Source organism: Haloechinothrix halophila YIM 93223 (assembly GCF_000504245.1).
GTDB lineage: Bacteria > Actinomycetota > Actinomycetes > Mycobacteriales > Pseudonocardiaceae > Haloechinothrix_A > Haloechinothrix_A halophila.
In genome coordinates, this window is the sequence record NZ_KI632509.1 from 4705515 (window position 1) to 4727824 (window position 22310).

20 protein-coding genes are annotated in these 22310 nt (G+C 68.5%); 13 read left to right on the forward strand and 7 right to left on the reverse strand.

The genetic code is table 11. The annotated features are described in order from the left end of the window. Positions 1-10 precede the first annotated feature (10 nt). A complete protein-coding gene (locus tag AMYHA_RS21455; RefSeq protein WP_084037423.1) occupies positions 11-1075 on the reverse strand; it encodes a polysaccharide deacetylase family protein in 1065 nt (354 codons plus the stop codon). A 210-nt stretch (positions 1076-1285) separates the two neighbouring features. Here AMYHA_RS21455 and AMYHA_RS21460 point away from each other — a divergent pair, with 210 nt between their 5' ends. Together AMYHA_RS21460 and cutA are read left to right on the forward strand one after the other, a co-directional pair. Beyond that, a complete protein-coding gene (locus AMYHA_RS21460; protein ID WP_231104857.1) occupies positions 1286-2779 on the forward strand; it encodes a putative glycoside hydrolase in 1494 nt (497 codons plus the stop codon). An 82-nt stretch (positions 2780-2861) separates the two neighbouring features. After that, entirely contained in the window at positions 2862-3191 is a 330-nt protein-coding gene (gene cutA / locus AMYHA_RS21465) for a divalent-cation tolerance protein CutA (protein WP_034273968.1), read from the forward strand. A gap of 198 nt (positions 3192-3389) precedes the next feature. Here the strand turns inward: cutA and AMYHA_RS21470 are convergent, their stop codons facing one another. Then, positions 3390-4430: an AraC family transcriptional regulator gene (locus AMYHA_RS21470; RefSeq protein ID WP_034273971.1), complete on the reverse strand. Its 1041-nt coding sequence runs from the start codon at positions 4428-4430 to the stop codon at positions 3390-3392. A gap of 113 nt (positions 4431-4543) precedes the next feature. On the opposite strand from AMYHA_RS21470, the gene AMYHA_RS21475 reads away from it, so the two are divergent. From AMYHA_RS21475 to AMYHA_RS21490, 4 genes are all read left to right on the forward strand, one after another. Continuing rightward, complete coding sequence (locus AMYHA_RS21475; protein ID WP_034273974.1) at positions 4544-6022, forward strand: flavin-containing monooxygenase; 1479 nt, start codon at positions 4544-4546, stop codon at positions 6020-6022. Then, positions 6019-7758 carry a GMC oxidoreductase gene (locus AMYHA_RS21480; RefSeq protein WP_051400160.1) on the forward strand — a complete coding sequence of 580 codons (1740 nt, stop codon included), beginning with the start codon at positions 6019-6021 and terminating at the stop codon, positions 7756-7758. The genes AMYHA_RS21475 and AMYHA_RS21480 overlap by 4 nt, the downstream gene beginning before the upstream one ends. Further along, positions 7755-8372: an acetoacetate decarboxylase family protein gene (locus tag AMYHA_RS21485; RefSeq protein ID WP_034273977.1), complete on the forward strand. Its 618-nt coding sequence runs from the start codon at positions 7755-7757 to the stop codon at positions 8370-8372. Before AMYHA_RS21480 ends, AMYHA_RS21485 begins: the two co-directional genes overlap by 4 nt. 123 nt (positions 8373-8495) lie before the next feature. Next, positions 8496-8984 (forward strand): GNAT family N-acetyltransferase, encoded by a 489-nt coding sequence (locus tag AMYHA_RS21490; protein WP_034273979.1) that lies wholly within the window; start codon positions 8496-8498, stop codon positions 8982-8984. Here AMYHA_RS21490 and AMYHA_RS21495 read toward each other — a convergent pair. Next, positions 8899-9747 (reverse strand): NAD(P)H-dependent oxidoreductase, encoded by an 849-nt coding sequence (locus tag AMYHA_RS21495; protein WP_330760634.1) that lies wholly within the window; start codon positions 9745-9747, stop codon positions 8899-8901. The genes AMYHA_RS21490 and AMYHA_RS21495 overlap by 86 nt on opposite strands. Positions 9748-9860: 113 nt before the next feature. Between AMYHA_RS21495 and AMYHA_RS21500 the strand changes: the two genes are divergently transcribed. The 3 genes from AMYHA_RS21500 to AMYHA_RS21510 all read left to right on the forward strand — a co-directional run bounded on the left by AMYHA_RS21500 (position 9861) and on the right by AMYHA_RS21510 (position 12756). Beyond that, entirely contained in the window at positions 9861-10829 is a 969-nt protein-coding gene (locus AMYHA_RS21500) for a GlxA family transcriptional regulator (RefSeq protein ID WP_034273981.1), read from the forward strand. Between the two features lie 159 nt (positions 10830-10988). After that, complete coding sequence (galT, locus tag AMYHA_RS21505; RefSeq protein ID WP_034273983.1) at positions 10989-12074, forward strand: galactose-1-phosphate uridylyltransferase; 1086 nt, start codon at positions 10989-10991, stop codon at positions 12072-12074. A 103-nt stretch (positions 12075-12177) separates the two neighbouring features. Then, a complete protein-coding gene (locus tag AMYHA_RS21510; protein ID WP_034273985.1) occupies positions 12178-12756 on the forward strand; it encodes a thioredoxin family protein in 579 nt (192 codons plus the stop codon). Here the strand turns inward: AMYHA_RS21510 and AMYHA_RS21515 are convergent, their stop codons facing one another. Continuing rightward, entirely contained in the window at positions 12757-13116 is a 360-nt protein-coding gene (locus tag AMYHA_RS21515) for a hypothetical protein (RefSeq protein ID WP_034273987.1), read from the reverse strand. Positions 13117-13261: 145 nt separating this feature from the next. Continuing rightward, the gene (locus AMYHA_RS21520; RefSeq protein ID WP_034273990.1) at positions 13262-14230 is read right to left on the reverse strand and encodes an asparaginase; all 969 of its coding nucleotides are present in this window, start codon (positions 14228-14230) and stop codon (positions 13262-13264) included. 252 nt (positions 14231-14482) lie between these two features. Between AMYHA_RS21520 and AMYHA_RS21525 the strand changes: the two genes are divergently transcribed. After that, on the forward strand, positions 14483-15478 hold the full coding sequence (locus AMYHA_RS21525; protein ID WP_034273992.1) for an NAD-dependent epimerase/dehydratase family protein: 996 nt from the start codon (positions 14483-14485) through the stop codon (positions 15476-15478). Between the two features lie 132 nt (positions 15479-15610). Here the strand turns inward: AMYHA_RS21525 and AMYHA_RS26020 are convergent, their stop codons facing one another. After that, a complete protein-coding gene (locus AMYHA_RS26020; protein WP_051400161.1) occupies positions 15611-16471 on the reverse strand; it encodes a class I SAM-dependent methyltransferase in 861 nt (286 codons plus the stop codon). A 318-nt stretch (positions 16472-16789) separates the two neighbouring features. On the opposite strand from AMYHA_RS26020, the gene AMYHA_RS21535 reads away from it, so the two are divergent. The 3 genes from AMYHA_RS21535 to AMYHA_RS21545 are packed head-to-tail and all read left to right on the forward strand — an operon-like array spanning position 16790 to position 20578. After that, positions 16790-17878, forward strand: coding sequence for a glycosyltransferase family 4 protein (locus tag AMYHA_RS21535; protein WP_034273994.1), 1089 nt, complete (start codon positions 16790-16792; stop codon positions 17876-17878). Then, a complete protein-coding gene (locus AMYHA_RS21540; RefSeq protein WP_034273997.1) occupies positions 17868-19313 on the forward strand; it encodes an oligosaccharide flippase family protein in 1446 nt (481 codons plus the stop codon). The genes AMYHA_RS21535 and AMYHA_RS21540 overlap by 11 nt, the downstream gene beginning before the upstream one ends. Continuing rightward, the gene (locus AMYHA_RS21545) at positions 19307-20578 is read left to right on the forward strand and encodes an ArnT family glycosyltransferase (RefSeq protein WP_034274000.1); all 1272 of its coding nucleotides are present in this window, start codon (positions 19307-19309) and stop codon (positions 20576-20578) included. Before AMYHA_RS21540 ends, AMYHA_RS21545 begins: the two co-directional genes overlap by 7 nt. Here AMYHA_RS21545 and AMYHA_RS21550 read toward each other — a convergent pair. Further along, on the reverse strand, positions 20565-22268 hold the full coding sequence (locus tag AMYHA_RS21550; RefSeq protein WP_034274002.1) for a right-handed parallel beta-helix repeat-containing protein: 1704 nt from the start codon (positions 22266-22268) through the stop codon (positions 20565-20567). The two genes, AMYHA_RS21545 and AMYHA_RS21550, sit on opposite strands and share 14 nt — an antisense overlap. Between the last annotated feature and the right edge of the window lie 42 nt (positions 22269-22310).

Below are 22310 nucleotides of genomic sequence, written 5' to 3' on the forward strand. Positions count from 1 at the left end.
GCTGAGGAGGTCAGTACGGGTTTTCCTCCGCGCCACGCACGTCGACGACGTCGTCGGAGAGCCGCTTCGGGAACGACACGACGTCCGGCTGCCCGTCGGAGGTGTAGCGCTGCTTCGGGTGCTCGGCCAGCCAGTCCAGCCAGTACGCGGAGTCGAACTTGACCCTGCCCTTGCCTGACCGGATGCGCGGAACGCCACCGCCGTCGAGCCCGGCGAACGGCGACGGCGCGGGTTCGGCCCCGACCAGCATGACGCCGTCGAAGCGATAGGACTGGCCGTTCCAACTGCCGCGACGCACGAGGCGTCGATCACCAGGGAAGATGCCGAGCGGCAGCGCCATGGTGCGCACCGTCACGCCCGGTGCCGCGTCTTTGATGCCGTTGATGTTGCTGACCAGTTCGCGCTGCACGCCGGCGCTGTCCAGTGAGCCGAGGTTGGCGTGCGTGCTGGTGTGCGCGCCGATCTCGTAGCCATTGTCGTGCAGCCACGCCAGCGCGCGCTCGTCCCCAGCGAACGGGTCGGCGTTAACGTAAAACGTTCCGGTCGGATTGAAATCGGAGTGTTTCTCACCGAACTCCGTCAGGATGCCGACCATGGTGCCCGGCTTCGGCTCGCCGTCCTTGCCGATGCGGATCTGACTCGCGGTGGAGTCGTCGAAGGTCAGCACCACCGGGTGCGTGCCGGCGGGCAGGTCGATATCGCCAGAGACGAGCTGTGCCGCCGTCACCGGCCGGTAGTCCTCACGGTACAGCCGTCTCAGTTCGGCGCGGAATTCCCTCGGCGTCTGGTCGTACTCGCTGACCGGGTTCGGCGTGAGCTGGTGGTACATCAGCACCGGAACGAGGCCGAGTTCGTTGGCGCCGACGTCCGCCGGGTCAGGGGCGGCCGACGTGGTGACCGACGCGGTGGGCGGTGGGCTGCTGGTCGTCGTGGCGCTCGTCGTTGACCGCGGCGCTGGGCTTGACGCGGCCACGTCTTGGGTGCCCGACACCGGGGCGCTACACCCGCCGAGTACCGCGCCGATCAGTCCAATCGCAACCGTCGTTATCGCCGCGTGACCTGGTCCGATCGTCATCTAAGTCAGGTTACGGAACGCCTCGGTTCAGTCACTGATCGATTTGAGTGAATCTTGACGACAGCACCCCCGACAGGATGGATAGTAGAGACACGCGACACACGATCGGGGGTGCACGAACCAGTGAACAAAATCCGCATTTCCCGTCGATGGCTACTAGCCGTCATAGCGATCGTGGTCGTGGTCCTGACGTCAGTGACCGTCAGTGGAGTGACAGCGGAACAACCGACACTGGATGTGTCCGGACTACCCGCAGGCCTCATCGGTGCGGCCGCACTGTCCGATTTGGAACTTCGAGTCGAGACCGGTGGCGAGGATCCAAGCCCGATGACCCTCACCCTGGACGGCCAGCCCGTCAACGGCAGCGTCGTCGGCTCCACCATGGTCTACCGGCCGAGAGAGCTCAGCGACGGCGAACACCAGTTCGCCGCCGAACTCCCCGCGTCGGGTCCGCTCGGGTTCCTCAAGTCGTCCCGCACCGGCAGCCGCAGCTTCACCGTGGACGCCACCCCACCCACACTGGACATCGATGAGATACCCGCCGTGACGTCGTACCGAGACGGCGTCACCGTGTCGGGCCAGACCGACGGAGCCAATCAGCTGACCATTGACGGCGAGGACGTCACGCTCAGTCCGGACGGCACCTTCGAGGCAGACCTGCCGCACGTGCCCACTAACACGAAAGTCGTCGCGACCGACGCCGCGGGCAACCAGACGTCGACGAAGATCAGTGGATCAGTCACCACGCCGCAGATCAGGGCGGTGCACGTGACGGCACACGCGTGGGCGCACGACGGCCTGCGCGGCGACGTCCTCGACATGGCCCGGCGGGGGCTGATCAACGCCGTTCAACTCGATATCAAGGACGAGGACGGCATCGTCGGCTACGACTCCGAGGTTCCGCTGGCCAAACGGTCCGGTGCGAACGCCGGAATCTACGACCCCAGTGCCGCACTGAAGAAGCTGCATCGGATGGACATCCGTGTGATCGGCAGGATCGTCGCGTTCCGCGACCCGAAGCTGGCGGAGTGGGCGTGGCGGCACGGGCATCACGACTGGGTCATCCAGCACCCGGGCGGAGCGCCGTATGCCAGTAAGTACGGGCCGATCGCGTTCACCAACTTCGCACACGAGAAGGTGCGCCAATACAACATCGACCTCGCGACCGAGGCGGCGGAACTCGGTTTCGACGGGATCATGTACGACTACATCCGCAGGCCAGACGGCGACCTGTCCGGGATGGCCTTCCCAGGGCTCGACGTGAAGCCGCACGTGTCGGTGGCGCGGTTCCTGAAGGAAAGCCGGGAGCCGGTTCGCTCGGCTGGCGCACATCTGAGCGCGGCGGTGTTCGGGATAGCGGCCACCCGTCCGCACGAGATCGCGCAGGACATCCCGATGATGGCCGAGCACGTTGACTACCTCTCGCCGATGGTCTACCCGTCGCACTGGAACCAGGGCGAGTACGACGTCGCCAACCCGAACTCGCAGCCGTATCCGATCGTGCGGCGCTCGCTGAAGGACTTCAAGCGGCAGGTGCGCGGCACCGAGGCGAAGATCATCCCGTGGTTGCAGGACTTCAGCCTCGGTGTGAGTTATGGCGACGCCCAGGTCGCCGCGCAGATCTCCGGCGCGGCGGACGCGGGCATCGACAGCTTCTTCCTGTGGAGCCCCAGCGTCCGGTACCACTCCGGCGCCCTCGGCTAACGCGAGTCTCACCGTATCCCGCGCGAGTCGCACCATGCGGCGCGCGAGTTTTCCGCGATCTCGAAACCGTTACCCTCGACGTATGCCTGCTGATCACGTGATCGTGTCCACGACGACCGACAGCGAATCCGCGGCCACGGCGCTGGCCTCCAGCGCGATTGAGCACCGCCTGGGCGCGTGCGCACAGGTCGTGGGGCCGCTGACCAGCGTGTTCCGATGGGACGGTGCGGTGCAGACCGAACAGGAGTGGCGCGTCGACATCAAGACCGTCGCGAACCGGGTCCGCGCGCTGACGGAGCACCTCAGAACTGAACACAGCTACGACGTCCCCGAGATCATCGCGACGCCGATCGAGGGCGGTAGCGCCGAGTATCTCGACTGGCTGGTCGAGGAGACCGCCGACTCAGCCTGACGCCAAGCCAGGTTTAGCAAGCCGGAAGTCGAAACACGCGGGACTCGCGACCCTGCAAGTGGGAACTCGCGCCCGCGACGGTGAAACTCGCGCGCCACAAGGTGTAACTCGCGGCGAATAGGGTGCGACTCGCCCGGGATAGGGTGTGACTCGCGGAGGTCAGGGAGACGTCGAGGGCGGCCAGGGCTGCCGCAAGGCCTAGCCCCGCCCGGGGCGGGTGTAGGCGGCAGGGGTCACGCCCTTCCAGCGTTTGAAGGCGTGGATGAAGCTGGTCGCTTCGGCGTAGCCGAGGCGGACGGCGACGTCGGACACCGACAGCGCACCAGTCGCCAGCATCTCCTCGGCCAGTGCCTCCCTGACCTCGTCCAACAGCATCCGATAGCTGGTGCCAGCCTCCGACAGCTTGCGCCGCAGCGTGCGAGTACTCACGTTCAACTCCGCGGCCACCGCGTCCATCCCGGTGTCCGCCCCGCCGAGATTGATCAGCCGTTCCCGCACCTCGTGCGAGATCCCAGTCCGCGCCCTGCGCCGCGCCACCATCTCCCGGCACTGCGCCTCGCACATCGCCACGGTCTGCGCGTTGGCCTGCGGTAACGGCTTGTCCAGGTAGGCGACGTCGAACGTCGAGGCGTGCGCCGGACAGCCGAAGTCCGGCGTCACACCGAACACCTCCTCGTAGTCGTCCATCGAGGCCGGCGAGTCGAAGGCGAACTCCAACCGGCGGATCGGAACCCGCATCGGCAACAGGTCGTTCATGATCGTGTACATCGCGGCGAGGTCTCGCTCGACGAGGAATCGGCGGAGCTGGCCGGGCACCGCGTCGTCGTGCAGTTGGATCTTGATCTCGAAGTCGCCGATCTCCACCTCGGGGATGCCGAACGCGAAGCTGAGGTCCCAGTAGCGCAACGCGAACGAGATGACGTCGCGCAGCGTCGGGCTGCTGACGCAGGCGAAGCCGAAGATCCCGAACGTCGTGACCTGATACCGCGCGCCGACCCGCAGGCCAAGCCCCGGCTGGTCACCGAGGCAGGTGACGAGGTGGCGGACGACGGCGAGTTCCTGGTGCGCGTCAATCTGGGTGTCCGGGTCCTCCGCCTCGGCCAGCGTGAGCGCCGCGCCACGCAGCATGTCCTCATGCCCGACGCCGTGCTCGGCGGCGAAACGGGTCATCAGCAGCACGCTCGCCGCGCTGCGCGGGAAGTCCCATTCGCGCACCGAGGCCGCCGCATGTTCCACCATGGCCGGAATTATGGATCGTGAGCGGCACTACCGGAAGGAAGACTGGCCGAAACTATGGATTTTCTGTCCGCGTATCACTGCTCACCGCCGCTACCTGGGGCTACGGTTAGCGCATGAGAACTTCCACATCCCCGTCGGTCGCGATCGTCGGCACCGGCTTCGGTGGCATCGGCATGGCGCTGGAGCTCAAGCGCGCCGGGTTCGACGACATCGTCATCCTGGAGAAGGGTGACGACATCGGCGGCGTGTGGCGCGAGAACACCTACCCCGGCGCCGCCTGCGACATCCCGTCGCCGTACTACTCGTTCTCCACCGATCCGAACCCGGCCTGGTCGTCGCGGTTCTCGCCGCAGGCAGAGATCAAGGACTACATCCGTCGCGTCGTCGACGCCAACGACCTGCGTCGCCACATCCGTTTCGGTGTCGAGGTCACCGCAGCGACCTTCGACGAAGCCAGCACGCAGTGGCGGCTGAGCACCGACACCGGCGAGGAGTACGTGGCGGACGTCTTCGTGCCGGCCACCGGGCAGTTGTCCCGGCCCGCGCTGCCGACCATCGAGGGCATCGACACCTTCAGCGGACCGTCGTTTCACTCCGCCGAGTGGGATCATTCGGTCGACCTGCGCGGCAAGCGCGTCGCGGTGATCGGCACCGGGGCGAGCGCGGTGCAGTTCGTGCCCGCGATCCAGCCGGACGTCGAGCACATGACGGTGTTCCAACGTTCCGCCCCCTGGGTGTTGCCGCGTCCCGAGGTGGTCTACAAGCAGTGGCATCACACGATGTTCCGCACGCTGCCGTTCACACGGCTGGCCGAGCGGTTCGGATTCTGGCTGCTGTGCGAGGCACTCGCGCTGGCGCTGGTCGACGTCCCGAAGATGCGCCCGCTGTTCGCCGCGATCGCCCGGTTCCACCTGCACAGACAGGTGCCGGACAAGCGGCTGCGCGCCAAGCTGACCCCGGACTACGAGCCCGGCTGCAAGCGCGGGCTGTTTTCCGGTGACTACTACCCCGCGTTGGGCCAACCGAACGTCCACGTGGAGACGACCGGCATCGAACGCATCGAGCCCTCCGGGGTGCGCACCACCGACGGCACACTGCACCAGGCCGACGTGATCATCTACGGCACCGGCTTCAAGACGTCGGAGTTTCTCGGGCCGATGGCGGTGCACGGCCTCGACGGCCGCAAGCTCGCCGACGAATGGAGCGAGGGCGCGCACGCCTACCTCGGCATGACTGTGCCCGGTTTCCCCAACATGTTCCTGATGTACGGTCCGAACACCAACCTCGGCGTCGGGTCGATCATCTACATGCTGGAGTGTCAGGCCAGCTACATCGGCAAGGCGGTGCGGCTGCTCGCGCGCAACGGCGCTCGTGCGATGGACGTCAAAGCGGACGTCGCCCGGCGGTTCGACGAACAGCTGCAGAGCAGGCTGGACCGATCGGTGTGGACGTTGTGCTCCAGCTGGTATCGCAACGAACACGGCCGCATCACCAACAACTGGCCGGGCACGGTCAGTTCGTATCGGCTGGCCACCCGCACCCTTGACCCGGACGACTATCGGCTACTCGACCGCAAGGAGGCGGCAGCGTGACTGACTTCGACTACGACGTCCTTGTCATCGGCTCGGGCTTCGGCGGCAGCGTGTCCGCGCTACGGCTGAGCGAGAAGGGTTACCGGGTGGGGGTGTTCGAGTCGGGGCGGCGCTGGCGGCCGGAGGACTACCCGAAGTCGAACTGGAACCTGCGCAAGTCGATCTGGGCGCCGAAGCTCGGGCTGACCGGAACGCAACGGATCAGCTGGCTCGGCAAGTGCGCGCTGTTCAGCGCGTCCGGCGTGGGTGGTGGCTCGCTGATCTACGGCAACACGCTGTACGAGCCACTGGACAAGTTCTACTCCGACCCGGCGTGGGCGCACATCACCGACTGGCGCGCCGAGCTCGCACCGTACTACGACCAGGCGAAACGGATGCTCGGGGTCACCACCAACCCACGCATCACCCCGGCGGACGAGGTGCTGCGGGAGGTCGCCGAAGAGCTGGGCGTCGCGGACACATTCCACCCCACGCAGGTCGGCGTGTTCTTCGGCGAGGGTGATGACACCGAAGGCAAGACCGTGCCCGACCCGTACTTCGGCGGCGCGGGACCAGAGCGCACCGGCTGTGTGCACTGCGCGCGGTGCTTCACCGGCTGTCCGCACAACGCGAAGAACACCACCACGACGAACTACCTCTACCTCGCCGAGCAGGCGGGCGCGCGGGTGCACGAGATGGCCACGGTGACCGACGTCCGGCCGCTGGACGGCGGAGGCTACGAGGTCACCGCGGTGCGATCCGGCAGCGTGCTCCGCAAGCAGCGTCGCCGCTACACCGCGGAGCACGTCGTGTTCTCGGCAGCGGCACTGGGCACCCAGAAGCTGTTGCACCAGCTCAAGGACACCGGTCGGCTGCCGAGGCTGTCGGATCGGCTGGGCGAGCTGACCCGCACCAACTCCGAGGCGATCCTGGTGTCGTCCAGCCGCACCCGACGCGACTTCGCGCAGGGCATCGCGATCACGTCGTCGATCCATCCGGAGGCCGACACCCACATAGAGGTGTGCCACTACGGCACCGGACAGAACTCGCTGTTCCCGCTCTCCGCGCCGATGGTTGACGGCGGGAAGCTGCGGGCGCTGCGATTCGTGCTGTCGGTGATCGCGCATCCGCTGCGGTTCCTGCGCTCGCTCAATGTGCGCGGCGCGTCAGATCGGTCGGTGATCCTGCTGGTCATGCAGTCACTGGACAACTCGCTGACGTCGTTCCGCAAGCGCGGGCTTTTCGGGCACCGGCTGTCGACACGGCAGGGCACCGGCGAGCCGAACCCGACGTGGATTCCGATCGGACACGAGGCGAACCGGCGCTACTCCGACAAGATCAACGGCGACGCGCTCGGGCTCTACATGGACGTCGTCAACGTGCCGTCGACGGCGCATTACATCGGCGGCTGCCCGATCGGTGACTCGCCGGAGACCGGCGTGGTCGATCCGTACCAGCGGCTCTACGGCTACCAGGGGCTGCATGTGGTGGACGGCTCTGCGATCTCGGCGAACCTGGGCGTGAATCCGTCCCTGACGATCACCGCGCAAGCCGAGCGGGCGCTGGCGTTCTGGCCGAACAAGGGCGAGGCCGACCCCCGCCCGCCGCTGGGTGAGGCATACCGTCGGATCGACCCGGTGCCGCCGGCGCGGCCGACCGTGCCAGAGTCGGCGCCGGGCGCGCTGCGGCTACCGCTCACCCCGGTGAAGGCGCGCAAGGGCCGTGCGGCGAAGGCAACCAAGACGGAGCGAGCATGACGGAACAGACCTACCCGCCGGAACCGTGGACGCTGTGCGGCGACGCGTTCGTGTCGGTGTGGCGGTTACCAGAAGCGGAGCTACCCGCGCTGCCGGACGGCGTCGAGCCGATCACCGTGGCGGGTACGGGCGTCGTCGTCACCGCGTGGGTCGACTACCAGGAGCCGGGGGTGCTGTCCTACCGCGAGCTCATGGCGACCGTCGCGGTGCGCGACGGCGCCAGGCCCGCCGCGTCGATTACCCACATCTGGGTGGACAGCGAGACGTCGCTCGCGGGCGGCAGGGAGCTGTGGCGGATCCCGAAGGACATGGCGAAATTCGAGCTGACGAGGAGTCGTGCGATCACCGCGACGGCTCACATCGACCACGGCCCGATCGCGGGCGCGGCGTTCGTGCCGGTGGCGACACTGCCGATCGCGGTGCCTTCGGCGTTCGCGGTGATCCAGCGCGGTCCGCTACGTAGCCCAGTGCGGGTCGCGGGCAAGCCGGTGCTGGTGCGTTCGTCGTGGTGGGTGGATGCTGACGGCCCGCTCGGCTTCCTGCACGGGCGGAAACCGCTGGCCAGTATGGGGATCACTGGTTTCGAGATGCGCTTCGGAACGGATCGGGGCTAGCGCACCAGCGCGCGTTGACCTCGGGCACGAGATGGATCTCGTCCGGCGGCCGGGTGCCGCCAACTCCAGTGATCAACGCGAAAAGCCGTTGCGCGCGCGAGCGCGGCCCCACACGCTGGGCGTATGCGATTTCGCGACGCCACGGCCGAGGACTGGCCACGGATCTGGCCATTTCTGCGGCGCACCATCATCGAAGGCACGACGTTGACCTGGGACCCCAACACCGACGAGGTGAGTGCGCGGGCACAGTGGATGCACGAGCCGCCGGGGCGCACGATCGTCGCCGTCGACGACGATGGCCGCGTGGTGGGCACGTCGGAGACCCACCCCAACAAGCCCGGCCCCGGTTCGCACGTCGCCAACGCCGGGTTCCTGGTTGACCCCGACCACGGCGGCAAGGGCATCGGCAGGCGGCTCGCGGAGTACACGATCAAGCAGGCCAGTGCGGACGGCTACCGGGCGATGCAGTTCAACGCCGTCGTCGAGACCAACACTCGTGCGGTGGAACTGTGGCGCTCGCTCGGGTTCACGATCCTGACGACCGTGCCGGAAGCCTTCCACCACCCGGAGAAGGGCTACGTCGGGCTGCACGTGATGTATCGACGGCTGTAGTGCCATAGTGCGCGACGACGTCTCTCCCGGACGTCTCGTCCCGCACGTAGTGCACGTCGAGGCCAGTCTGGCCCGGCGCCAGCTCCGGGCGTAACACCAGCGTGTCGTCGTAGTCGCCGCTGTCCTCGTGCCGGAAGGGCAGCGGTTCCGCTGTGAACAACGTGGCGAGTCGTTCCCGCAGGTCGGGCAGCACCGCGCGGTAGCCAGCGTCGTCCATGCGGTCCGCGCCGTAGACGACCATCGGCGGCAGTGCGGCCATGCCGGTGTAGAAGAACGTGCCGTGCAGCAGCGGGAACAGCACATGATCGATGTCGCCGTGGATGCCGCGCGGGCCGAAGCTCGACGGACGGGCACCGACCGAGGTTGTCAGGAGGGCGCGCTTGCCCGCGAGCCCGCCGTCACCGTAGCGCCGGGTGCGGCCATCGGTGCCGGTGACTCCGAACGCGAAGCCCTGCACCAGCACGCGGTCGAACCAGCCCTTGAGGATGGCGGGTGGGCCGAGCCACCACAGCGGGAACTGGAAGATCACCGCGTCCGCTCGCGCGAGCTTGGTGTGCTCCGCGCGGATGTCCTCGCTGAGCGTGCCGCCACGGTAGCCGCGCTCCTGCTCGGCGCCGATGACGAACCGGTTGCCGACGTCGTGGCCGACGTCGCCCCTGTCGACGACGGGGTTCCAGCCCATCGCGTAGAGGTCGGACACCTGGACGTAGTGCCCCGCCTCGCGGAGCTGGCTGATGCCTTTGGTGAGAACTGCTCTATTCAATGAGCACTGCTCCGGGTGAGCGAAAATCCAGAGTACGTTCATGGTCTCCAGCCTGACCGCGCCGCCCACTCGATACGAGTGGCCTGATGGACATGATGTGAAAGAATCGGGCCATGCACCGAATAGCCGTCCTCGTCCGCCCCGGCCTGGTACCGCTGGAGCTGGGCATCGTGCATCAGGTCTTCGGCCGCGCCTTCGCGCCGGACGGCACACCGCTGTACGACGTCGTCACGTGCGCGGCGCGGCCGGGCCAGGTGCCCACCGACGCGGACTTCCCCATTACCGTCGCGCGCGGACCAGAAGCGCTGGCCGAGGCGGACACCGTGATCGTGCCCGCGACACACCCGGACGAGACGGAGACTGAAGGCCGTCTCGCGCCGGAGCTCGCGGCGGCGCTGGCGCGCGTCCAGCCGGGCACGCGGGTGGCGTCGATCTGCACCGGCGCGTTCGTGCTCGCCGCCGCCGGGTGGCTCGACGGGACGCGCGCCACGACGCACTGGAAGTCCGCCGAGCAGTTTCGGCGACTGTTTCCGCGCGTCGAGCTGGACCCCGACGTGCTCTACACGGACTCCGGCACGGTGCTGACGTCGGCGGGCGAGGCGTCCGGCATCGACCTGTGCCTGCATCTGGTGCGCCGCGACCACGGCGCTGCGGTGGCCAACGACGTCGCGCGCACGACGGTGGTGCCACCGCACCGGGAGGGCGGGCAAGCGCAGTTCATCCCGCGCCCGGTGATCTCGCGGCGGGAGACATCCACCGGCGCGGCGCGGGCATGGGCACTCGCACACCTCGATCAGCCGCTCACGCTGCGGGAGCTGGCCGCGCGCGATGCGATGAGCGTGCGGACGTTCACCAGGCGCTTCCGGGAGGAGACCGGGCTGTCGCCGTTGCGGTGGCTGACACAGCAACGCGTAGCGCGGGCGCGGGAGCTGCTCGAGGAGACCGACCTCCCGGTGGACCGGGTCGCGGCTGCGGCCGGGTTCGGCACCGCCGTCTCGCTGCGCCAGCACCTGCACGCCGCGATCGGCGTCTCGCCTCGGGCGTACCGGGCGACGTTCCGGGGATGCCACACGGCGCCCTGAATGCACGACACGGCGCCCTGAATGCACGACACGGCGTCGTGAATGCAGGACACGGCGTCGTGAGCGCAGGACACAAGGTCGTGAGCGCAGGACACGAGGTCGGGGCTACCCGGTACGGTCTGGGGCCATGGCCGCAAACCCAGCGATAATGGCGCCGCCATGAAGAAGACCGTGGCGCGGCTCGCCGATGGCAGACAGCTGATCTACTACGACACCACCGACGGTGGCAAATCCCGCGCGCGGCCGGCCGACAGCAGGCAGCTGTCCGCGCTGACCGTCGGCAGCGAACTGCGCTTCGACCCGCTCGTCGACGAGTGGGTCGCGATCGCCGCGCATCGGCAGGACCGCACCCATCTGCCGGACGCCGCCGAGTGTCCACTGTGCCCTTCGCGGGACGGCGCGCTCACCGAGATCCCTGCCAGCGACTACGAGGTCGTGGTGTTCGACAACCGGTTCCCGTCGCTGTCCGCCGACGTCGGTGAACTGGCATCCGCCGGTGAGGAGCTCGTCCCGCGGCAGCCTGGCATCGGCCACTGCGAGATCGTCTGCTTCACCAGCGACCACGACAGCTCGTTCGCCCAGCTCACCCCGGCGCGAGCGCGCACGGTACTGGAGGCATGGGCTGACCGGACCATCGAGCTCGGGCTGCAGCCGGGCATCGAGCAGGTGGTGCCGTTCGAGAACCGGGGCGTCGAGATCGGCGTGACGCTGCAGCACCCGCACGGCCAGATCTACGCCCTCCCATTCGCCGCGCCCCGCACAAGGCGGATGCTGGAGTCCGCCCGCTCGTACCGCAGGCGCACCTGGCGCAATCTGTTCGCCGACGTCCTCGCCACCGAACGCAAGGCGGGTACCAGGATCGTCGCGGAGAACGAGTTCTGGACAGCGTTCGTACCGGCAGCGGCGCGCTGGCCGGTCGAAGTGCACGTTTATCCGCACCGGCAGGTGCCCGATTTGCCTGCGCTGTCCGAGGCCGAGCGGGACGCGTTCTGCCACATCTACCTCGACCTGCTGCGGCGGCTGGACCGGCTGTACGACACACCGCTGCCCTACGTCGCCGCGTGGCAGCAGGCCATGGTCAACATCGACCGCGACCTCAGCTACCTGCGGCTGGAGCTGTTCTCCATCCGCCGCGCCGAGGACAAGCTCAAGTACCTCGCCGCGATGGAGTCAGCGATGGGGGTGTTTCTCAACGACGTCCGGCCGGAAGACGTCGCGCAGCGGCTGCGGGACCTCGGCGACTGAACTGGACATCCGTGCGCGGCGCTGGTGGCGCGGCACCGGCCATGACACCGGTCAGCCGGACGCCGATCGACCGAGCCCACCCCAACTGAGTACGCTCGGACGCATGGTGGCTGTGGAATCAACCATGCTCCCGCTCGGTACGACAGCGCCGGGTTTCGCGCTGCCCGACCCCGACGGCACCGTGTGGAGCCTGGAGCAGGTCGCTGGCCAGCGCGGCACCCTGGTCGCATTCGTCTGCAACCATTGCCCGTACGTGCGGCATCTCGCCGTCGAGTTCGGCAAGGCCACGTCTCGCTGGCAGGTATCCGGCATCGGCGTCGTCGGCATCAACAGCAACGACGTCACGTCCCACCCGGACGACCGGCCGGAGAAGATGGCCGAACAGGCGAAAGCATGGGGCTGGACATTCCCCTATGTCAGTGACGTCGACCAGTCCGTCGCCAAGGCGTACCGCGCGGCGTGCACGCCGGACTTCTTCCTGTTCGACGACTCGCGCTGCCTGGTCTATCGGGGCCGGTTCGACGGCGCGACGCCGGGCAACGATGTCGCGGTGACCGGTGAGGAACTGGACGCCGCGGTGCGGTCGCTGCTCACCGGCGAGCCGGTCAGCGGGAACCAGGTGCCCAGCATCGGCTGCAACATCAAGTGGGCGCCGGGTAACGAGCCCGAGTGGTTCGGCTGATCAGCTCTCGTCGCTCTGCGCCGTGCAGGAGCCGCAGTCGCAGACGTCGACCAGCCCGTAGCTGATCTCGTCGGCGACGCAGACCTCGAAGGTCTCCACCGACATCCCGCTCGGGGAGATCACCAGCCGCACCCCGGTGCCGCCTTCAACCGGCGTGTATTCCGTCTTGCCGACGTCGTCGTGCAGCAGGCCGACAATGCGGTACTGCGCGAACGGCCGGATCAGTGTCTCTACCTCGTGATAGGCGGCGCGGACGTCATCCCGACTCGCCAACGGCTCGTCGGACTCCATCCACTCGGCATGGCCTTCGGTGATGTGCCATCCCGTCGCCTCTATGACGTACGAGGACTGCGTAGTCATACGTGCACCCTTCAGCTCGCCTCGTGGACTTTCTCGTCACAGTGACGGGGTTCGTTACCGCGATGACGGGCTAAACCGGCCGCTGATACTGAATCGAGTTCCCGGCGTAACACGCAATGCCGCGTACCGGACAATCGGGTGGAAATTACCGCTTGATCAGGGCAGATGCGAGTCGCAGACCATCGGTGACGTCGTCGCTACCGTCCGCGCCATCGAGTACCGGCGCGAGCGCGGCGGTGTCGACACCCGCGAGCGCGAGCGCGGCGGCGCAGACGACGTCGCGCGCCCTGCTGGTGCCGTCGGCCACCTTGATCGCGACGGCGGTGCCGTCCGGCAGCGCGGCGACCTCGACTCCCTCGGCGCCGTCCTTGGCGATGAGGCCGGGCACGGCGCGGATCAGTTCGGTGACCGGGCGGGCGCTGCCGCCGAGTTGCATAGGATTTTCCCGAATCGACTCGGCGACCGCCGCCATGGGTGAGCCGTCCGCCGCGCTGGCGACCGCACCGATAGCCCTGGCGAGCCCGGTCAGCGACAGCGCGAACAGCGGTGCGCCGCAACCGTCGACGGCCACTTTGGCGATCTTCTCGCCGGACACCTCAGCCAACAACGACGCGATCTCGCGCTGCACAGGGTGCTCCGGATCGCGGTAGTCGTCCAGCGACCAGTCGTTGCGCCGCGCCGTAACCAGCATCGCGGCGTGCTTGCCCGAGCAATTCTGCGCCAGCCTGCTCGGCGGACGTCCGGCGGCGAGCCACTTGTCGCGCACGGCGGTGTCAAGCGGATACCCGATCGGGTTCCGCAGGTCGTCCTCGGACAACGACCCGGTGGCGAGGATGCGCAGCACGCCATCGACATGACACTGTTCGCCGGAGTGACTGGACGCCGCGAGCGCGAGCAGATCGGCGGGCAGGTCAAGGCCGCAGCCGACCATGGCGCTCGCCTGGATCGGCTTGACCGCCGAACGCGGATACATGACCGCGTCCGGGTCGCCGACCGCGTACCGGATGCTCCCGTCCGCGTCGAGCACGACGGCAGAGCCGTAGTGCACGCTCTCGGCCATGCCAGCGCGCATGACGTAAGCGAGCGGTTCGTGGCGCGGCGCGCGCGGCTCCATCGACGTCCCCTTCCCCTCGGCGGTGTCACCCGAACGGCGCCACTGTACCGGGACGCCACTCCGCGCCGCCGCCGCCAACCCGCAGCACCGGCGGCATAACCGAGACAATCTCATTTTTCGTACTCGATTAAATACCTAGTGACGCGTATCGTTCATTCCTAGTCATCGTTGACCTGTGCGGAATCCATGAGTGAAGCCACGATCCCCAATACCCTCGGCTCCACTCCTGACCGTCACATTCAGGGAGTTCCTATGGTCGATAAACCACGCGCTGTGCTTGTCACCGGAGCAGGCGGATTCATCGGAGGCCACCTGGTCAGACGACTTCTCGAGCAAGGAAAGCACGTGCGTGCGGTGGACGTGAAACCCGCTCATAAATGGGACCAGCGCTTCTCCGGCGCGGAAAACATCACACTCGACCTTCAATTGCTGCCACAATGCCGGATCGCGGCGGCCGGAATGGACGCGGTGTATCACCTGGCCGCCGACATGGGCGGCATCGGCTTCATCGAGAACCACAAGGCCGAATGCATGCTGTCGGTGTTGATCAGCACCCACATGCTGCAGGCCGCCCGCGACGCGGGTGTGAGCGAGTTCTTCTACTCGTCGTCCGCCTGCGTCTACGCGGCGGACAAACAGGACCGGCCGGACGCCGAGTACCTGGTCGAGTCCGACGCCTACCCCGCGATGCCGGAGGACGGCTACGGCTGGGAGAAGCTGTTCTCCGAGCGCATGGCGCGCCACTTCGCCGAGGACTACGGCATGCACACCCGCGTCGCCCGGTACCACAACGTCTACGGCCCGCACGGCGCGTGGCAGGGCGGCAGGGAGAAGGCTCCAGCCGCGATCTGCCGCAAGGTCGCCACCGCCAAGCTCACCGGCGACCACAGCATCGAGATCTGGGGTGACGGCAGGCAGACTCGCAGCTTCACCTACGTCGACGACTGCGTCACCGGCAGCATCATGATCGCCGAGGGCGACTACGCCCACCCGCTGAACCTGGGAAGCTCCGAACTGGTGACGATCAACGAACTGGTCGACGTCATCGAGGACATCGCGGGAATCCGGCTGCACCGGCAGTACAAGCTCGACGCGCCACAGGGCGTGCGCGGCCGGTGCAGCGACAACACGCTGATCGAGTCGGTCTACGGCTGGCAGCCGTCGATCTCGCTGCGAGAAGGCCTCACCGAGACCTACGCCTGGATCGAGCAGCAGGTAGCGAGGCAGCTCTCGCTGGCACCGGCGTAACTGGGCGGGCCGCGGCAGGCTCGTGCGCGGCCGCACTGAATGACGCCTTCGCTGCGTTCGCCGCGGCGAAGGCGTCATTCACGTCGCCCAGCGCAGTGAAGCATCATTCACCGCGCCTCACCCCGGCGCGCCTCAGCGCGACGGGCCGAACACCGTGATGACGTCGCCGGGGTTCGGCAGGCTGAACCGGTTCCCCTCACCCCAGCGCGCGAACTGCCGGTGCACCCGCATCCCCGACTCAGTCACCAGCTCGGCGAACAGCTCCGCCGTCATCGCGGAGCGCCACCCCTCGGCGGAGCCGCCGTCACCGGGGTGATGGACGACGGCGACCGCGCCGGGCCGCATCACCCGCGCCAGCTCACGCAGATACCCCTTCTGGTCCACCGGAGCGATGTGCAGGAAGACGTCAAACGACCACACGAAGTCGATCGAACCGTCCGCGATGCCCGGCAGGGTGTTGCCGTCGGTGACCAGGTACGACAGGTTCTCACCCCGCCCGAAACGCTCCTGGCACAGCTCGATCGCGCGCTCACTGATGTCGGCGAGCGAAAGCGAGCGCACCCTTGGCAACAGCTCCCGCGTCCAACGGCCTGCGCCGGGACCGATCTCCAGCGCGTGTGCGTCCGAGGGCAGCAGCGGCGCGAGCACCTCGGCGACGACCGACTCGCGCCACTCCACCGATGGCGTCCACTCCTCACCGTCGTGCGACCAGTCGTAGGCGGTCCACAACAGCCGGTTGTACTCGCGGGTGTTGACGCCGGGCAGGTCGCGCGCCCGCTCGCGAGCACGGGCGCGGCCGTCGAAGAACTGGCTCACCTTCGCGGCGGCGCGGTCGAGCACGTGGTAGCCGAGCCAGACCGGGTCGTTGGCCTTGAGCCGGTCTCGCAACACCCGCACCGCCCCGGCAGGCAGCGCCTCCCGGCCGCTGTCCCCCGCTACCGCCGTACGGGCCAACTCGGGGGCACTGCGCGCATCGCGGTCGGTCATCGTCATTTCCACTCCCGGCTCTGTCGGTCGACTAGTCCCGCCTGTCCGTTTCCGGCACGGCGGACACGGCATTCCTTCCGTTGTCACGTAACGACCGACGGCGCATCTCGTTACGCATTCTTGAGGCGGTCATCGCCTTTTCGCGCGACTATTTCGAGGAGTTCCTATACGTGAGAAACTTACATCTCCGCAGCTCAACGCTGCTTAGCTATGGCAACACTCACAGCGATCGCGCGAACGCGAACAATGCTCACTAAACCTACTACGATAAAAACCTAGTCGCACGTCCACAATCCGGGAAACCACACATGACAAGGGGGCCTTGTGAAGCTTGGCCACTACTATCCGCACGCGACCGGGCCGCACTCCGGCGTCACGGCCGGCATCGCGTCCTGGACCACCGCACTGCTCGACGCGGGCCAGGACGTCGTCGTGCTGCACGACGGCGCGCCGGACACCACCCGGTACGGCACGGCCGAACTGCGGGCGGTGCGCCACGTCGGCAAGGGGCGGGCCAGCCGCGTGCCGATCGGCATGGCCGAGACGATCCGTGACCTCGACGTCCTTGTGCTGCACGAAGCGTGGTTCGCCGCGAACCCCGCGGCCGCGCTGGCGGCGAAGCGCGCGGGTGTGCCGTACGTCGTCGTGCCGCACGGCGTATTCGAGCCGACCTGGGTGAGCTACCTGAAGCAGCCACGCACGCTGCGGCAGGCCGTGGAGCGCGCTGTGCTGCGGGGCGCGGCCGCGGCGCACGTGTGGTTCCCGCAGGAGGCCACGCACGTGCGCCGGATCGAGCCGTCGGTGCGTTGCCTGCTCGCCCCACCCGGTTTCGACGTCCCTGCCGAGCAGTGGCGTCCTGGCGGCGACTATCTCGCCTGGTACGGCCGGTACGCGGTGACGAACAAAGGGCTCGACGTCCTGCTGCGCGCGCTGGCGGCGATCCCGGTGTCGCTGCGCCCGCCGCTGCGGCTGCACGGTGTGGACTACGAAGGCGGCTTCGCGCGCACCAAGGCCCTGGTCAGCGACCTCGGTCTCACCCGCTGGGTCGATGTCGGCGGCCCGATATGGGGTGAAGACAAACTCGACTTCGTGCTGAACAGCGCCGGGTTCGTGCACCCGTCTCGATGGGACTGCATCCCGATCGCGGTCGCGGAGAACCTCGCGCTCGGTGTGCCGTGCCTGGTCTCCGACGCGATCAACCTGGCGCCCGACCTGGCGGCGGACGGAGCGGCGACGGTCAGCGGCCTCGGCATCGCCGAGTTCAGCACGGCGCTGGCGAGCTTCCCTGAGCGCGGCCCCGAGCACGCCAACGCGGGACGCCGGTTCGTAGCCAAGCGGCTGAGCTGGGCGGAGATCATGCCCAGTTACCTGCGCCAACTCACCGACATCGTCAGCGGCTGCCGTGCCCACTGAAGCGCCCGCGCCGACCGCGCGCAGGCTGGGCGGCTACGTCCTCTCGCTCGGCAGCGCCGAGATCCTGGGCCGGGGACTGTCCTTTGTGGCCATCATCGTGGTGGCTCGGGTGCTCGGGCCAGAGTCGTTCGGCCGGTTCGCGCTGGCGCAGGCGATCGTGCTGTACCTCGCCGCGCTCGGCGACGGCGGCCTGACACTGTGGACGCAGCGCGAAATCGTGCGCCGCCCGGCAGAACTGTCCCGGCTCATCGCACAGACACTGGTGGCGCAGGTGCTGCTCGCGGTGGCGGCGATGTCCGTGCTCGCGGTCATCGCGCTCGCCGCACCGGTACCCGACGACACCGCTGTGCTGATCCTCGCCGCCGCGCCCACCGCGTTGGCACAGGCGGTGAGCACGGTCTACGCGCTGCAGGCGCTGGAGTGGATGCGAGCCGCCGCCGTGGTCAAAGTGGTCACGCAGCTCGTCGCGGCGTCGCTGGCGATCGCCCTTGCGCTGCTGACCGCGAACCCCGTCGTGGTGATCATGACGATGTGGTCGGGTCTGCTGGCGGGTGCGGTGCTGGCGCTCGCGGTCCTGGTCCGCCGCGCTGGCCTGCGGGCACAGCTGCCGAGCTGGGCGCAAGTGGGCACCACACTGCGCGCGGGGTTGCCGATCCTCGGGGCGATCGCGCTGGTGCACTACTCGCAGCTGATGGACACCCTGGTGCTTGGTGTGCTGCGCGGCAGCCACGAGACCGGCGTCTACGCGGCGGCGGCGCGACTGATGGTGGTGGCAGCGGTAGTGGCGATGGTACTGGCCAACGCCGTCTACCCGGAGATGGTGCGCCGCCACAGCGTGAGCACCGCCGAGCTTGGCGTGTTCAGCGGGCGGCTGCTCGCGGTGACGCTGCGGGTATCGCTGGTGGCCGCCGTCGTGACAGCCGCGCTCGCTCCCGTGATCATCGACCTCCTCTACGACGCGCGGTTCGCGGCGAGCGCCGACGTGCTGCGGGTGCTTGCCCTGCTCATGCCGGTGTTGTGCGTGAACAGCATCGGCACGCAGGTGCTGATGGCCGCGGGGCTGCGACGCCGGCTGCTGGCCGGTGTCAGCATCGGCGCGGCGGTGGCGTCGGTGGCCATCCCGCTGGCGACGCTCGCGTTCGGCGGGGTCGGCACGGCGGTGGCGCTGGTCGGGGCGATGGCGACGCAGTGCCTCGCGTTCAGCTGGCTCGCGAGGGGGCCGGTGACGACCGGCTGGGCGCGGCTACTCGGCGGCGAGATCGCGCTCGGTCTGGTGCCGTTCGCCGCGATCATCGCGCTAGGAGCCATCACGGCCGCACCCCCTGCCGCGGCGGTGGCCCTGGCGTTGGCGGTGGCTGTCGGCATCGAGGCGGCGCGCGGCTGGCCCACGGCCGCCCTGCTGGCGCCGAGGCTGCCGGGGAGACGCCGATGCTGAAAGCGCGGGTCCCGCAGGACACCGCCAGCCGAGTGGCGCGCTACTGGCATACACACGCGACGGCGATCGCACTCGGCGCCATCGCCGTGTCCGTGCTCGGCTGCCTCACCTACGGGTTCGCGCTCGGAGACGAGATCCGCTACGCCGACGAGCGCGACTACCTCGCGCTGACGTACTCGCTGGTCAACGGTGAGGGCTATGCCTCGGACGGCCAGCCGACCGCCTACCGGCCACCCGGTCTGGTGTTGCTGCTCGCTCCGCTGACGGTGGTGCTCGGCGACAGCATGCCGGTGGCGCGACTAGTCGGCATCGCCGCGCTCGCGGTGTCGGTATGGCTGGCGTTCCTGCTCGGCCGCAGGCTGCGCTCGCCGTCGTGCGGCGCGGTGGCGGCGGTCGTCGTAGCGAGCTACCCGCTGTTCGTCTACACCGCGACGACGATCTACCCGCAGGTGCCCGGCATGGCGTTGCTGCTCGGGTTCCTGGAGGCAGCGTTCCGGGCGGCGGAGCGGCGCGGCATCCCGGCGGCACTGGTCGCCGGGCTGTGCGGCGGGATGCTCGCGCTCACCGTGCCGACGCTGGCGGTGTCGGTACCGATCGTGATCGGGTTTCTCGCGTGGCGCCACCGTCCGCCACGCACGGTGCTCGTCACGATGCTGGCGCTCGCGCTGCTCATCCCTGGCGCGTGGACGGTGCGCAACGCCGTCGTGCTGGACGCGTTCGTGCCGGTATCGACCAACAGCGGCGTGAACCTGCTGCTCGGCAACAGCGAACACGTAACGCCGGAGACCGGCTCGGCGGCCGACATCACGCGCTACTACCGCGAGGCAGAGCAGCAGGACCTCGACGAGATCGAAGCCAACCGGTTCTACCGCGAGCAGGCGCTGGGCTGGATCAGCGACAACCCCGTCGAGGCCGCGGTGCTCTACGTGCGGAAGGTGGCGCACGCCTTCGCGTTCAGCGACGACCTCTTCACCGAGGAGCAGGCATCGCCACTACACGACGTCCTCGCCGCGATCACGTTCTCGGCGCTGTTCGCGCTGGTGGGACTGCGACTACTGCTCACCCGCTGGCATCCGCTCGATCCACGCGAGAAACTGCTTGTCACGCTGGTGGTGGTGAACATCCTCGTGCTCGCGGTGTTCTTCACGCGCATCCGGTTGCGGCTGCCGGTCGACGGCCTCCTGATTCTGCTCGCCGCCTCCGCGCTGGTGCGGGTGGTGTCCCTGCTGCGCGAGCAGGGACACCACCGGATCAGCTCACCGTGATGGTGTGTTCCGCTGAGGCGGCCTGGCCGTTCTCGCCCCAGGCCACCAGGGTCACCCGGTAGACGCCAGGCTTCGGGTAGACGACGGTGCCATCGGCCGTGCGCGCCGGGCCGGTGCCGAGGTCCCACAGCACGTGCCGTGCCTTGCTTCCCCGGTACGAGACCGGCTCGCCCGCGACGGCGGTCGCTGGCATGCTGATCGACGGTTTCGGCGGCGACCACCGCTCGCCCCATTCCCCCGCGTCAAGGTCAGGGCACGGGTCACCGCAGTCATTGTGCTCCCAGTTGACGTTGGCTGGTGGTGTGGTGCGCCAGTCCACCAGATCGCTGTTGCCGGTCAGCGTGCTGTGCCGGACGGCGAGGCGGTCGGCGGCGATACCAGCGTGCGTGATCGCGCTGCCCGCGTTGTCGGTAAGCGCGATGCCGGTCATGGTCAGGTTCTCGACGACGTTCCACAGCGCGACACCGTGCCCGCCTAGCAGCAGACCACCTCGGGTCGAGTCGACCGTTCCGCCCTCGGCGAAGATGTGGCTGATCCGCTGCTGGCCAGCGTCGTCGGACTTGAACCAGAGGCCGATCTCGCGCGCGGCACGGACGTCGTTGCGCAGCAGTGCCAGCCGCTCGACGTCGCGCTCGCTACCCGCGAGCACGGCGATGCCGTGGTTGACGCCGGAGTCGACGACGTTGTCGGCGGCGACGACGTCGCGGGAGGTGCCCAGCTCGATGCCGACGAAGCCGGACGCGTCCTGCGGCTGCGCGACGGTGTTGCGCCGCACCGCGACCCCGAGGGACTCGACGACGCTGATGCCCTGGTCGAGCCGGTTGTCCTCGACGAACGAGTCGTCGCAACCGTGGTACAGCTCGATACCCCAGCCGTCGTCACCGACGTTCGTGACCACATTGGACCGGACGCTGATCGCGCGTGCCGTGTGATCGGGGTCGTTGGCGCCGGACGGTGTCGCGCAGACGATGCCCCTGCCACCGACGCCGTCGACGATGTTGTCGCGGATGCGCACGTGCTCGCTGCGGCTGACCGCCGAACCGGGCAGCGTGGTTACGCCGATTCCCTCGCCGCCGTCGTTGGGGTCGATGGCGCGGATCTCGTTGCGTTCGACGACGACGTCGCAGACGTTGCCGAGGCGGATGCCGTGCGACCAACTGCGGCTCAGGCCCCGCACGGTGATGTCGTGGACGTGCAGCGTGGGATCGCTCGTCGCGGCGCAGGAGTCGGCGGACCAGCCGTTGTTCCATGAGTTGATGCCGAACTGCGGCCATGACGCGCCATCGCCGTCCAGCGTGAGCCCCGCGATCTCCACACCGGGCGCTGGCGCGGCGACACACGAGCCATCGCCGTCCGGCCGCTCGTTGACCTCGACCATCGCGGCCCCTTCGATGCCACAGACCCTGCCGGTCGCCGAGCGCAGCACCGCCGCGCGGATAATCGTCGCGTCGCGACCGGCGCCACGCAGCGTGGTGCCTTGGTCCAGGTCGATGGTGTCGTTGATGTGGAACGTCCCCGCGCATAGCTCGATCAGTGATCCCGATCGGCGCTCGATCCGCGTGAGGTCGGTCGCGCCGAGGGTGTCGCCGGACGGCGCGAGGCAGCTGTCCTGGCTCGCGGCTGTCACCCGCGCTGGTGTGGCCGCGCCACTGCCCTGACCAAGCAGCAGGCCGGTGAGGACGAGGACCAACGCGAGCGCGACCCCGCGGGGCGGTCCTGACGTGCGATATGG